15 protein-coding genes are annotated in these 11,609 nt (G+C 53.1%); all 15 read left to right on the forward strand.

All coding sequences use genetic code 11. The features are described 5' to 3' along the window. Positions 1 to 170: 170 nt before the first annotated feature. The 15 genes from QZL66_RS03130 (at position 171) to QZL66_RS03200 (ending at position 11,594) form a co-directional block, all read left to right on the forward strand. A complete protein-coding gene (locus QZL66_RS03130) occupies positions 171 to 1,028 on the forward strand; it encodes a hypothetical protein (RefSeq protein ID WP_021683427.1) in 858 nt (285 codons plus the stop codon). Positions 1,029 to 1,031: 3 nt separating this feature from the next. Further along, complete coding sequence (locus QZL66_RS03135; RefSeq protein ID WP_021683428.1) at positions 1,032 to 1,439, forward strand: hypothetical protein; 408 nt, start codon at positions 1,032 to 1,034, stop codon at positions 1,437 to 1,439. A 2-nt stretch (positions 1,440 to 1,441) separates the two neighbouring features. Beyond that, entirely contained in the window at positions 1,442 to 1,774 is a 333-nt protein-coding gene (locus QZL66_RS03140) for a hypothetical protein (RefSeq protein WP_021683429.1), read from the forward strand. Next, positions 1,771 to 2,100, forward strand: coding sequence for a minor capsid protein (locus QZL66_RS03145; RefSeq protein ID WP_021683430.1), 330 nt, complete (start codon positions 1,771 to 1,773; stop codon positions 2,098 to 2,100). Before QZL66_RS03140 ends, QZL66_RS03145 begins: the two co-directional genes overlap by 4 nt. A gap of 4 nt (positions 2,101 to 2,104) precedes the next feature. Then, on the forward strand, positions 2,105 to 2,545 hold the full coding sequence (locus tag QZL66_RS03150) for a hypothetical protein (RefSeq protein ID WP_021683431.1): 441 nt from the start codon (positions 2,105 to 2,107) through the stop codon (positions 2,543 to 2,545). Further along, positions 2,538 to 3,341, forward strand: a complete 804-nt coding sequence (locus tag QZL66_RS03155) for a hypothetical protein (RefSeq protein WP_022410309.1) — start codon at positions 2,538 to 2,540, stop codon at positions 3,339 to 3,341. Before QZL66_RS03150 ends, QZL66_RS03155 begins: the two co-directional genes overlap by 8 nt. Positions 3,342 to 3,425: 84 nt before the next feature. Then, positions 3,426 to 3,791 carry a DUF6673 family protein gene (locus QZL66_RS03160; RefSeq protein WP_022410310.1) on the forward strand — a complete coding sequence of 122 codons (366 nt, stop codon included), beginning with the start codon at positions 3,426 to 3,428 and terminating at the stop codon, positions 3,789 to 3,791. After that, complete coding sequence (locus QZL66_RS03165) at positions 3,788 to 4,354, forward strand: bacteriophage Gp15 family protein (protein ID WP_021683434.1); 567 nt, start codon at positions 3,788 to 3,790, stop codon at positions 4,352 to 4,354. Before QZL66_RS03160 ends, QZL66_RS03165 begins: the two co-directional genes overlap by 4 nt. A gap of 67 nt (positions 4,355 to 4,421) precedes the next feature. After that, positions 4,422 to 6,893: a phage tail tape measure protein gene (locus QZL66_RS03170; RefSeq protein ID WP_022410311.1), complete on the forward strand. Its 2,472-nt coding sequence runs from the start codon at positions 4,422 to 4,424 to the stop codon at positions 6,891 to 6,893. Further along, the gene (locus QZL66_RS03175; protein WP_021683436.1) at positions 6,890 to 7,759 is read left to right on the forward strand and encodes a hypothetical protein; all 870 of its coding nucleotides are present in this window, start codon (positions 6,890 to 6,892) and stop codon (positions 7,757 to 7,759) included. Before QZL66_RS03170 ends, QZL66_RS03175 begins: the two co-directional genes overlap by 4 nt. Further along, positions 7,756 to 9,153 carry a hypothetical protein gene (locus QZL66_RS03180; protein ID WP_021683437.1) on the forward strand — a complete coding sequence of 466 codons (1,398 nt, stop codon included), beginning with the start codon at positions 7,756 to 7,758 and terminating at the stop codon, positions 9,151 to 9,153. Before QZL66_RS03175 ends, QZL66_RS03180 begins: the two co-directional genes overlap by 4 nt. A 3-nt stretch (positions 9,154 to 9,156) precedes the next feature. Next, positions 9,157 to 10,494, forward strand: coding sequence for a collagen-like protein (locus QZL66_RS03185; RefSeq protein ID WP_022410312.1), 1,338 nt, complete (start codon positions 9,157 to 9,159; stop codon positions 10,492 to 10,494). Beyond that, positions 10,495 to 11,124 carry a hypothetical protein gene (locus tag QZL66_RS03190; protein WP_021683439.1) on the forward strand — a complete coding sequence of 210 codons (630 nt, stop codon included), beginning with the start codon at positions 10,495 to 10,497 and terminating at the stop codon, positions 11,122 to 11,124. A gap of 12 nt (positions 11,125 to 11,136) precedes the next feature. Continuing rightward, entirely contained in the window at positions 11,137 to 11,334 is a 198-nt protein-coding gene (locus tag QZL66_RS03195; protein WP_021683440.1) for a hypothetical protein, read from the forward strand. Then, positions 11,331 to 11,594 carry a phage holin family protein gene (locus QZL66_RS03200; RefSeq protein ID WP_021683441.1) on the forward strand — a complete coding sequence of 88 codons (264 nt, stop codon included), beginning with the start codon at positions 11,331 to 11,333 and terminating at the stop codon, positions 11,592 to 11,594. The genes QZL66_RS03195 and QZL66_RS03200 overlap by 4 nt, the downstream gene beginning before the upstream one ends. Positions 11,595 to 11,609 lie beyond the last annotated feature (15 nt).

Raw genomic sequence — 11,609 nt, forward strand, 5'->3', positions numbered from 1 at the left:
ACCCCTCAGTCAGTGCTACGCACTGCCAGCTCCCCTAAAGGGGAGCCTATAGAGAGGTGTTACCCCACCGTCTGCCCTACGGGCATCTACCTCAGCACAAGGCACGCCCTACGGGTGCCCTTTCAGGGGAGCCTATCAGGTAAGTTATTTTTATTTATGGAGGAAAAGTTATGGAACATATTGCACAGGAAAGATATTCGACACTGGTGGACGAGAAGCTGCGGTATACGCTGGTCACCAAGGACAACCTGATCTTTAACACTCGCTATGAGGGCAATCCCAAGGCAGGCAAGGTCAAGGTGCCGGTGCGTGATACCGAGGTAGAGGTCAAGCAGTATGACAAGCAGAATGGTGCTGCGATCTCTACCGGCTCTACCACCTACTTTGACATCAACATCGACATTGACGAGGCGGTCAACGAGATGATCGACGGCTATGACGCTGCCAGCGTTCCGGACGGCATCACCGCAGAGCGTCTGGACAGTGCCGGCTATTCTCTGGGGCTGTCCATGGACACCAAGTCTGTCCGTGCTCTGGAGGAGACCGCCGGCATCACTGTGGCAGCATCCAAGACTGCCTGCACCGACAGCACGGCATACAAGCAGGTACTGGCGGCAAAGCGTGTACAGTCCCGTATGGGTGTCCCCAATGACGGCAAACGCTGGCTGCTGGCATCTCCGGAGTTTATGGAGGTGCTGCTGACTGATGATCGTTTCGTCAAGCAGGGTGATCTGTCTCAGGAGCTGGTGCAGTCCGGCGTGGTGGGCAGAATCGCCGGCTACAATGTTTTCGAGTCCAACAACACCATGTTTGAGGACAGCAAGCTGGTATCCGGCAAGAAAACCACCACGGAATTCATCTGCGGTCACCCGAACTGGTGCCACCGTGTGCAGGAGTGGTCTGTTCCGGTCGCCGTCAAGAATCTGACCAACGAGTATATCGGTTCTTCTGCCGTACAGGGCAGAAAGGTCTACGGCATCGGTATTTCCAAGCCGCAGACGGTCTATGTCAAGAGAGTGGAGGCGTAAGGCATGGCATATGCTGATTTTCCATACTACCAGGATTTTTATCTTGGCAGTATGATCCGGGATCCGACCGCATTCGGTCGGGCGGCAGAACGGGCAAGCGAGTATCTGGACATGGTGACATTCGGGCGGCTGCTGGACGGCGTTCCTGCTCCGTGGGAAGACCGCATCCGGAAATGCTGCTGTGCACTGGCGGAGGCGATCGTCACCTATCAGGCATACGGCACAGGCGGTGCAGAGGGCAGCGGTCTGAAAACGGCGGAGACCATCGGAGCGTACAGTGTCAGCTACGCTACCCCGACAGAAAGCATCTCCGCCCTTCTAAACGGAGAAACATCCGGCTTGCAGGACTATCTCAAAAGTATCTGCATCCGGTATCTGGGTGGTTCGGGGCTGTTGTACAGAGGAGTGTGAATATGTTTACCAATAAAATCGGCTGCACGGTATTTGAGAGAACGGTGGGAAAAGACCGCATGGAGCAGTATGTGCGGCACTTCTTCCCTGCGATCTACTGGGAGGACATGAAGGGACAGAGCCAGAGCGGCACGTCTATGAAGCAGCAGGACAGCGTGCTGTGTATCATTCCGGCGGCATCGGTATCCGGCTATATCCCGAAACGGAGCGACCGGATCCTCTGCGGCAGATGCACCGCCGCAGAACCGCCGGAGGAATGCCGGACGGTCATGGAAGTGAAAGACTTTCGCTATGGCTCTGCCGGTGTGCAGCATCTGGAGGTGACGGCAGTATGATCATCAAGGTGGGTATCCATTTTAATACCAAGCAGCTTCACGCAAAATCGGCAGTCCTGAAACAGCAGGCACAGGAATTTGTGGGAAATGAACTGCTGCGGAAATGTGATCCCTATGTGCCGTTTGACACCGGAATGCTCCGGGATTCCGGCATTTCTCACAGCAAGCCGGAGGAAGGGTATCTGTTATGGAAAACACCCTATGCGGCGGTGCAGTGGTATGCCGGCGTATCCCGTGGGCTGCGTGGGAAAAAGTGGGCACTTCGGGCATGGGCAGACCACGGCAAGCTCATTCTGAAAAACGCCCGTATCCTTGCAAAGGGGTGATAGAATGGCGATCATTTCGGCGATACGGGAGTACATTGCCGGCTGTCCGCTGCTCCATGACGGGGCGATCTTAGGCGTAGACCAGCTGGAGGCGGACACCATCGGCTATACTGTGGACACTACACCATGTGAACCAGTGGTGCAGAAGTACACGGACGGCAGCGACAAGCGGCAGTTTCTGTTCGTCTTTGCCAGCCGGGAGAAGTACGGGGAAAGGGTGCTGGAGAACATCGCCAATTCCGGTTTCTACGAGGACTTTGCGGACTGGATCGAGCGGAACAACTGGCAGGGTATCTTTCCGGAACTGGGCGACTATCGGACACCATACCGCATGGACATTGTTTCCAGCGGCTATGCCTATGACACCGGCGATGATACGGCTCGCTATCAGATCCAATTACGACTGATGTATTATCAGGACAGGAGGTATTTTACACATGGGTAAGAATTTGAAAAACGCAGACCTTGTACTGCGTACCGGCAAGGTGGCATTCTATCATGTGCCGGGACAGAGTGCCTATACACGCATGGAGGGCTTCACCAGCCTCTCCACGTCCAAGAATCCCACAGAGTATGAGCGGCAGTATGTGGACGAGGATTTCAAGCGGACGGATATTACCGGCTATAACACTGCCATTGCCTATGCACTGGATCGCTACAAAAAACATCCTGTGACAGATGACATTATCAACATTCACGAGAACGAGCTGCTGGGACAGGATGCGGTGCGTTCTATCATCAATGTGGATATGACCACAGCACAGCAAGGGGGCAGCGGCATCTGGGCGGCATCGGCAAAGATGCGTGACTATGCCGTCATTCCGGATGCAGACGGCGACACCACAGACTGCATGACCTATTCCGGCAACTTTAAGACAAGGGGCGAAATGGAGGATGTCACGGTGTACAGCACCGATGATTTTCAGACCATTACACTTTCTTCTCACACCAAGCCGGTACTGAAAACGCTGTCTGTTTCCTATGGCAGCGAGAATCTGCTGAAACCGACCTTCAAGCCGTCTGTTACAGAGTACACGGTCAGCAAGATCGGTTCTCTGAGTGTGTATGCAGCAGCGGAGAGTGACACATTTAGTATTACAGCTTCCTGCAACGGAAGTTCTTCGTCCATTACCAATTCTGGTGTGGCATTTACCGTCAAGGAAGGCGACTATATCTACATTACTGTTACAAACGGCACACTGGGCTCTAATACCTATGCCGTTAAGTGCAGTGCTTCGTAAATACCCCTCAGTCAGCCTACGGCTGCCAGCTTCCCTTTCAGGGGAGCCTATAATTGAATAATTCATCTTATGGAGGAATGAACGATGAAAGAAGATCTGACGATTTGGCATATCCACGGACTGGAGCTGCCGCTGGACATTGAGGAAGCGGACACCGTGGAAAAGTATGAGGCTGCTCTGGCACAGCTGGAGCAGGATGTGCCGGAGGACAAGTCTGCCGGTGCGGCAGCATACATCCGGGCATACTGCAAGGCGTTTCGTACCTTTTATGACACGCTCTTTGGCGAGGGTACGGCGGAGCAGATCTTTGCCGGCATCCCAGACCATGCACGGCGGTATACGGCAGTGTACGGAGAATTCCTGACCTTTGTGGCAAAGCAGGCGGCACAGTCCCAGGCGGAATCCATGCAGCTGAAAAAGAAGTATCTGCCCAAAGGCGGCAGACGATGAATCTGCTGTATGATGCCCTGCCGGACACGGTAACAGTAGACGGCAAGGCATACCGGATCTATACCGACTATCGGGACTGGCTGCGGTTTTATGATATGCAGGAGGACGATGGTCTTTCCAAACGGGAAAAGCTGCTGCTGATGCTGGAATGGTACATCGACAAGCCGCCGCTTTCCTGTCTGGAGGAGGCTCTGGAAGCTCTCATCGGGTTTGCGACACGCTCCGAGGAGCAGCCGGAACAGCGGCAGGAGCATTCCGGACGCAAAACCACAGACCGGGTGCTGTCATGGCAGTATGATGCAGCCTATGTGTATGCTGCGTTCCTGTCAGTCTATCACATGGACTTGCAGCAGGTGGAGCAGATGCACTGGCATCTGTTTCTGGGGCTGTTTGATGCCCTTCCGGACGAAACGCCAATTAAGCAGCGGATGGGATACCGCAGCGTGAATCTGGCGGAGATCAAGGACAAGAACGAACGGCTGCGGATCCGGAAGATTCAGGATCGCATCCGCATTCCGCAGCCGGAGCTGGACGGCTATCAATGCGGCGCGTTTTTTGGATAGAAGCGTATAAATAGCGGCACTTTTACGGTATGTGAGAGTGCCGTTTTTTCGGAGGTGGTGAAATAATATGGCAGATGAAAGCATCAGAGTCCCCATTGACGGTGATACCAGCGGTTTTGACCAAAAGGTTGAAGGCATGAAAGGGACGATCTCCGCAGCATCTGTGGCAATGGGCAATCTGCTCTCTGACATGGGAAAGAAAGCCCTGTCTGCATTTGGCGATATGATCTCCTCCGGGGACGAGTTCAACAAGGCGATCAATCAGATGTCCTCTTCGACTGGTGCGACCGGAGCGGAGCTGGAAGGGCTTCGGGATGTGGTCAAGGATGTGTACGGCAATAACTTCGGGGATTCCTATGAGGATGCCGCCAATGCCGTGGCAGAGGTCACAAAGCAGACCGGACTGATGGGCGAGGAATTGCAGTCTGCCACAGAGGGTGCTATGGCACTCAGCGACACGTTCGGCTATGAAGTCAACGAAAGCACCCGTGCTGCATCGGCACTCATGAACAACTTCGGGATCAGTGCCGAAGAAGCATACAATCTCATTGCCGCAGGAGCACAAAATGGTGCCGATCAGAACGGCGATCTGCTGGACACCCTCAATGAGTATTCCACACAGTATGCGGCACTGGGACTTTCCGCAGAGCAGTTTACCCAGAGTCTGATCTCCGGTGCAGAATCCGGAGCGTTCTCCATCGACAAGGTGGGCGATGCGGTCAAGGAATTCAATATCCGCTGCAAGGACGGCAGCGAGTCCACCGCAGAGGGATTCGCCATGATCGGCATGAATGCAGATGACATGGCACAGCGGTTTGCGGCTGGCGGCGATACGGCACAGGAAGCGTTTTTCCAGACTGTCCAGGCGTTGGACAGCATTGCCGATCCGGTGGCGAAAAACCAAGCTGCCATTGACCTGTTCGGCACACAGTTCGAGGACTTACAGGCGAACTTGCTACCTATGCTGGCAAACATGGAAGATGCGTCCGGTGTGGCGTATGATGCACTGGGACAGATCGACGAGGTCAAGTATGATGACATCGGCAGTGCGGTAGAGGGACTGAAACGGACTGTCAGCGGTTTCTCTCTGGATATGAAGTCCACGCTGTCTGCCGGAGCAGCAGATGCCATTTCCGGTATCATCAATGTGATGAACGGCGGAGATGCTGCCGGGATCTTTGACGGGCTATTTGAAAGCATCAACAGTGTGATCGACTCCATCGGCAGCAGATCCAGCGGCATGGTGGAAGCTGGTAAGAAGATACTGGGCGAATTTCTTTCCGGTATCCGGGAAAACCTGCCTGGCATTCTCAGTGCCGGAACAGAGATCCTAAACAGCATCGTCCAGGGCATTTCGGAAAATGCTTCGGCATTACTGGAAGCAGGACAGACACTTTTGAACGGCATTATTACAGCGATTCAACAGGCATTGCCGAATCTGCTGCCCATTGCGGTGCAGCTGATCACCACGCTGATCAACGGATTGTCCGAGGGATTGGTGGCACTGATGGAGTATGTGCCGCAGATCATTCTAGCCATTGTCAATGTGATCGTGGAGAATCTGCCCACGCTGATCGTGGCAGCTATCGAGATCCTGAACGCTCTGGTAGGCGGTCTGATAGACAATGTCAGCACGATTCTAACAGCGGTCATTATGATTATCATGACACTTGCAGATATGATAATCCAGAATCTCCCTCTCCTGATCGATGCCGCCATTCAGATCATTATGGCATTAGTCAATGGCATTCTGGACAATCTGCCGCAATTGATCGAAGCGGCAATTGATATGATATTTGCCATTGTCAACGGACTGATCGAACAATTGCCACAGCTGATCGATGCAGCCATTCAAATTGTCACAGCTCTGTTTCAAGGACTAATAGACAACTTGCCAATGATCATTGAAGCAGCAATCAAGCTGATGTATGGTCTGTCTTCCGGGTTGATCAAAGCAATTCCGGATCTTTTGAAAGCGATTCCCCAGATATGGGGAGCGATCTGGGATGCGATCACCGAAGTGGACTGGCTGGAACTGGGCGGCAACATCCTGAAAGGCATTGCCAACGGTCTGATCGAGGGTGTTTCTGCTATCTGGGATACGGTGCAGGACGTTGCCGGACAGATCTGGGACGGATTCAAGGACTTTTTCGGGATCAATTCCCCGTCTAAGCTGATGCGTGACACTGTGGGTAAATTTTTACTGCCCGGCGTTGCCATAGGCATGGAAGACACCACGGGCGACACTGCCGATGATCTGAACCGTTCGCTGGATGCCATGATGGACAAGGTGGACACCGACCGGCTGCAAATGCAGCTGGATTCTGCGGTACAGATGCAGGGATATTCCAGCATGGGAACTGCCGGAACGGCAGTACAGTACAATCCGCCGGAGAAGACAGCGGCGGAGGAATACCAGCAGCCGCAGCAGAACGGGGATATTATCATTCCGGTGAACATCGGCGGCACACAGCTGGAAACCGTTGTGGTCAAGGCGGCACAGATCGCCAATGCACGAAGCGGAGGGGAAACATTATGAGACTTGTGAATATTTGGGCGAAGTCGCCGAGCGGCACTTGGTCTTGTGCTGCCAATATGCGACAGCTGGTTAACGGAGATTCTACTGCGGAGCCTCTGGGAAAACGATTCCAAAGTGCTGCCGGAACACAGATCTATTATCCGGTTCTGGCGTTGGTGAAAACCATTCCACTGTCGTTTGAGGTGCACGGAGATACCGCCTTGTCCAAGCTGATGAGTGTGCTCAGATGTGGTGTACTGTATCTGGACGGTGCAGTTTATCCGGCACAAACAGGGGCAATTGTTCCATTTGACCAGCATCTGGGAGATTGTTTGATCCTGTCCGGAAACGTTTCTGTGACCACGATTTCTGTTAGTCGTGAGATCTATCGCGTATCTTTTTCGGCAATCCGGCAGCTTGGTCAGGAGGAATTTGGTGAAATTCCGTATTTTGCCCCGCTTTTCAGTAATTCCCAGATCTCTTTTTCCGGCGTGGAAATCGTACAGGACAGCAATGGCACTCCCTTTTCGCCGCTGGCATATTTGCAGTCCAGAAGCGGCAAACGTCTGGCAGACGGCTCTGTGCAACTGCCGGACTATACGACCGAAAGCACAGACGTAATCTATCTGCATTTCTATGTCGGTGCAAATTTGCTGCAAGCGGCTTCGCCAAAAATTTTGATATATGGTGTCAACGGGTATCCAAATGCGGAGAGAGATCTGACGGCGTATTTTCAAGATTCCAGCGGAAATTGGATCGGCAGCGTCATTGGGATCGGGATCACCGGAACAGTGACAAACGCCTATGTGCGGATGCAGTGCGGCGATATTGACCGCATTTATCGTCTGCGGATCGATGCACCGAATTTCCGGGAGGATGAGATATGATCATTGCAGAATCTATTCGGGTGGAGGTATACAAATACAACTATGCCGCACACGGCTATGATCTGGTTACCACACTGACGGAATCCAGTATCATTTCTGCCGGCGGCAAGCGGCAGTGCTGTGCAGACGGCACATTTGAGATCGGCGGCGTGTATGCTGCCACGTTTTCCATGCAGGCAAAGATTCCGGGAATGACCACATTTCAGGTGCGTGGGGCAAAATTACGGGTACGTTCCAAATACGGCACTGAATCCGCATGGCACAATATGGGCACATTCTGGGTCACGGATGCCACCCGTGTGGGCGAGATCTTTTCCGTCAACGCACAGGACTCTGTGGGGTGGCTGGATACGTCCAGCTATAACAGCACATCGGAATCTGCCGTCAAAGCTGTCGGAAAGGTGCTTGCAGACAAGTGGCAAAACATCGGAATCGGAATCGACCAGTGGGACGAAAACGGAACTGAATACGGCGGCTGGCTGCAATATCTGACGGACTGCACCAATACCTTTATCCAGTCCCAGACCGGCGTAAAAGAGATGCTGCACTGGAAAGCGTATGACAAGGCAAGACGGGAAACTTATGGCAGGTACTGCAACGACAGGATCTATGCAAAGGTCAACGGGAAATGGTCACAAACCATATATCCGGCAAAGTTTTATCTGAGTGCGGAAAACAGCAACAGCGACTCTGACTGCCCACGGGATTTTTACCGCTATCTGGCAGAACTGGCTTTTGGGTTTGTGTATGCCAGACCGGAGGACGGAGCTTTGGAACTGGGACAGTTCGGGAACGGTTATCACGGAAGTGTCAGCATCGGCATGTCAGAAATAGAATACGATTCCTGTGAGATGGCAGATTATGAGATCCATATGCTGCGTACAGATGCCCGTGTGGAACTGGAAGATGAAAAATCTGCATGGGCATGGGTAAGACATAGTTCTCCGGATTACAGCACCAGTTCTTTTCAGCGATTTCTGATCGAATCCAATCCGTTTCTGGATGGTTTTGCAAAGGATTTTGTATTCAGCAGCGGCTATGGACTGAATACCATTCCTCATTCTATGTGGCTTGCAAGATATTCTTCCGACACCGGGAATCAGTATGCAGTGCGTCCGTTTTCCTGCACCGTACACAGTACAAAACGGTTTCAGCTGGGACAGAAAATCAAGCTCTCCTATCGGGATTTTCATGAAACCACTGCCAAGAGCTATGACAGCATTATCACTGCCATTGAATGGACATTTCGGGGCGGTACAAAGCTTTCCTGCGGCGGCGAGGACAGCCGCGTGATGGCGGACTGCATCCGTTCCTCCAAGGGCGACAAAGTCCGCAAAGAGGCACGGAACCGGTGCAGAGCGTTGGAAAAACGAGTTCAGAAACTGGGAGGGTAAGACATGATATTGCAGGCAAACAAGAAATTCATTGACACCAGCCATGTGGCACATCTGCTGACTGCCGGAGAAAAGTATGCGGACAAGCTTGTCTTTTCCGTAGAGCGATTTTATCAGGAAACCGATCTGTCCGGCTGTCTGTTTGTGATGCGTGGTGTCAACAGTGCCGGAAATCTGGCACTGGAAACGCTTTCGCAGGAAGTCATGGAAACAGAGATCCGGCTGACATGGAACGTGTCTTCGGCGTTTACTGCGGTTTCCGGTATGCTGGCGTTGGAGATCGTCTGCTATGACAACAGCGACCGCATTCTGAAATACACGGTCACGCCCATGCAGGTGAAAGCCTCTGTGCTGGAGGAATACAGCGGCGGTGTGGACGCTATCGAGGAAGCACTGAAAGAAATGGAACGGATCCTGACGGAAACCAGAACAATTTCGGTACAGCTGCCGCAGATCCGCAACGGCACATGGTGGCTGTATGATACCGACAGCGGAGCGTATACAGACAGTGGTCTGCCGGCTCGTGGTGAAAAAGGCGAACCGGGAGAAAAAGGCGATCTGGGCGAGCAGGGCGTTCCCGGTGAAAAGGGAGAAACCGGAGAAAAGGGTGAGCCGGGTGCAAAGGGCGATCCCGGCGAAAAAGGCGAACCCGGTGCACCCGGAAAAGACGGTGCAGACGGCGTAGACGGACGTGACGGTGCGGACGGAAAATCCGCCTATCTCCTTGCAGCAGAGCATGGCTACAGCGGTTCTGAATCCGAGTGGCTGGCATCTTTGAAAGGCGAAAAGGGAGATGCCGGACAACCGGGGGAACGTGGAGAAAAAGGGGATCCGGGAGAGCAGGGCATTCCCGGTGAAAAAGGCGACACCGGTGCAGACGGGAAAGACGGTTTTTCCCCCATTGCTGCTGTGGCGAAAGACGGCAGCACGGTGACCATCACCATCACAGATGTCAACGGTACAACCACAGTAACGCTGACAGAGGGTGCGGCAGTAGACCTCACCCCATACGCAAAGACGGTCTATGTGGACGGAAAGGTGCAGGAGCTGTCCGACAGCCTGACGTATACCTTGCAGGAGCATACGCTGTCCATCACGCATCTGGAGGAATCCGCACACACCCACGACAATCTGGACGTACTGAATAAGATCAGCGGAACAGAGTGGACACAGCTGGTTTCCATCAAGCATTACCACAACAACATAGAAACGCTGAACAGCATTAGTCCGGCGGACTATGAGAATCTGAGTAGCAAGTTTCCGGCGAGAATCACGGCGTTAGAGGATTCTTTGGGCGACATTGCAACTGCTCTGGCGGACATTGTGGAGGTGACGGCGTAAATGGCGACAATTGCACAGTACATTGCAGAGATCAACCACCAGCGTGACCTGCTGGCAGGGCATCTGGTTGCCCGTGGCATTATCGCAACGGCAGACGAAAAGCTGAATCTGCTGGTACACAAGGTTTCCCTGCTGCCCTCTGGCTCGACCGAAAAAACAGTGATTTTTGATGCAGACCACCGGGACGGAATCTTTCTTTCCCACAATAACACCTTGTACAGTCTTTCTGCGTTTACGGCGGTATATCCGGACTTTTGCAGCAGCAAAAATGAGTATGCCCTGAACTATTCCACCTCTATTTTTGGATGGGATTATTCCTGCTACACCTGTTCGACTGTGCCGCTGACGCTCTCTGCGGCAACACAGATCGCCATGCGGTTTCTGGCAAGCAGCACAGAAACCGGCATCATGCGGCTGGTACAGTCGGACAGCGGCACAGCAGAGGACATTCTCAGCAAGGCACAGACAGAGGGCAGCCATATTGACCTGTCCTTGCAGTGGCTGTACAGCACGGATTATATCACCACGCTGACCCCCTGCGAAGGTGTCACCACAGGCACATACTATCTGGCATGGGTCGGACGGAGCAACAACAGCCGTCCGCTGATCCGGTCGATTACAGCGATTTAAGGAGGTTATTTTATGAATCTGATCGAGGCAGTTGAGCAGCTGAAAAGCGGCAAGGCGATCCGGCGGAGCAGCTGGGGGGATGCGGCGATTCAGGCGGCACAGCTGGAAAACGGACAGTATCAAATCTTTGCTTCTGGGAATCTCACGCCGGAAATGCTGGTTTTGCTTTCCGGCGACTATGAAGCAACAACAGGAACGGAGGAAACATGATGGAAGTTTTGGGTATTACAGCAGTAGCAGCAATCACGATCATCTGCTATCTGGCGGCGGAGATCGTGAAGGTCACTTCTCTGGACAACAAATGGATTCCGGTCATCTGCGGTATTTCCGGCGGCATTCTGGGAATTGCAGCGTTGTTCTGGATGCCGGATTTTCCGGTGCAGGATGTGCTGTCTGCGGCAGCAGTCGGCATTGTGTCCGGACTGGCAGCAACGGGAGCAAATCAGATTTTCAAGCAGTTCAGGAGCTGATGAAATGGCAAAATA

The sequence above is a fragment of the Ruminococcus sp. CAG:330 genome (genome assembly GCF_000437175.1).
Lineage (GTDB): Bacteria > Bacillota > Clostridia > Oscillospirales > Ruminococcaceae > Ruminococcus_C.

Excerpts from the sequence above, each read along its gene's own strand:
- QZL66_RS03130 (WP_021683427.1), top strand. The coding sequence starts at position 171 with ATGGAACATATTGCACAGGAAAGATATTCGACACTGGTGGACGAGAAG.
- QZL66_RS03135 (WP_021683428.1), top strand. The coding sequence starts at position 1,032 with ATGGCATATGCTGATTTTCCATACTACCAGGATTTTTATCTTGGCAGT.
- QZL66_RS03140 (WP_021683429.1), top strand. The coding sequence starts at position 1,442 with ATGTTTACCAATAAAATCGGCTGCACGGTATTTGAGAGAACGGTGGGA.
- QZL66_RS03145 (WP_021683430.1), top strand. The coding sequence starts at position 1,771 with ATGATCATCAAGGTGGGTATCCATTTTAATACCAAGCAGCTTCACGCA.
- QZL66_RS03150 (WP_021683431.1), top strand. The coding sequence starts at position 2,105 with ATGGCGATCATTTCGGCGATACGGGAGTACATTGCCGGCTGTCCGCTG.
- QZL66_RS03155 (WP_022410309.1), top strand. The coding sequence starts at position 2,538 with ATGGGTAAGAATTTGAAAAACGCAGACCTTGTACTGCGTACCGGCAAG.
- QZL66_RS03160 (WP_022410310.1), top strand. The coding sequence starts at position 3,426 with ATGAAAGAAGATCTGACGATTTGGCATATCCACGGACTGGAGCTGCCG.
- QZL66_RS03165 (WP_021683434.1), top strand. The coding sequence starts at position 3,788 with ATGAATCTGCTGTATGATGCCCTGCCGGACACGGTAACAGTAGACGGC.
- QZL66_RS03170 (WP_022410311.1), top strand. The coding sequence starts at position 4,422 with ATGGCAGATGAAAGCATCAGAGTCCCCATTGACGGTGATACCAGCGGT.
- QZL66_RS03175 (WP_021683436.1), top strand. The coding sequence starts at position 6,890 with ATGAGACTTGTGAATATTTGGGCGAAGTCGCCGAGCGGCACTTGGTCT.
- QZL66_RS03180 (WP_021683437.1), top strand. The coding sequence starts at position 7,756 with ATGATCATTGCAGAATCTATTCGGGTGGAGGTATACAAATACAACTAT.
- QZL66_RS03185 (WP_022410312.1), top strand. The coding sequence starts at position 9,157 with ATGATATTGCAGGCAAACAAGAAATTCATTGACACCAGCCATGTGGCA.
- QZL66_RS03190 (WP_021683439.1), top strand. The coding sequence starts at position 10,495 with ATGGCGACAATTGCACAGTACATTGCAGAGATCAACCACCAGCGTGAC.
- QZL66_RS03195 (WP_021683440.1), top strand. The coding sequence starts at position 11,137 with ATGAATCTGATCGAGGCAGTTGAGCAGCTGAAAAGCGGCAAGGCGATC.
- QZL66_RS03200 (WP_021683441.1), top strand. The coding sequence starts at position 11,331 with ATGATGGAAGTTTTGGGTATTACAGCAGTAGCAGCAATCACGATCATC.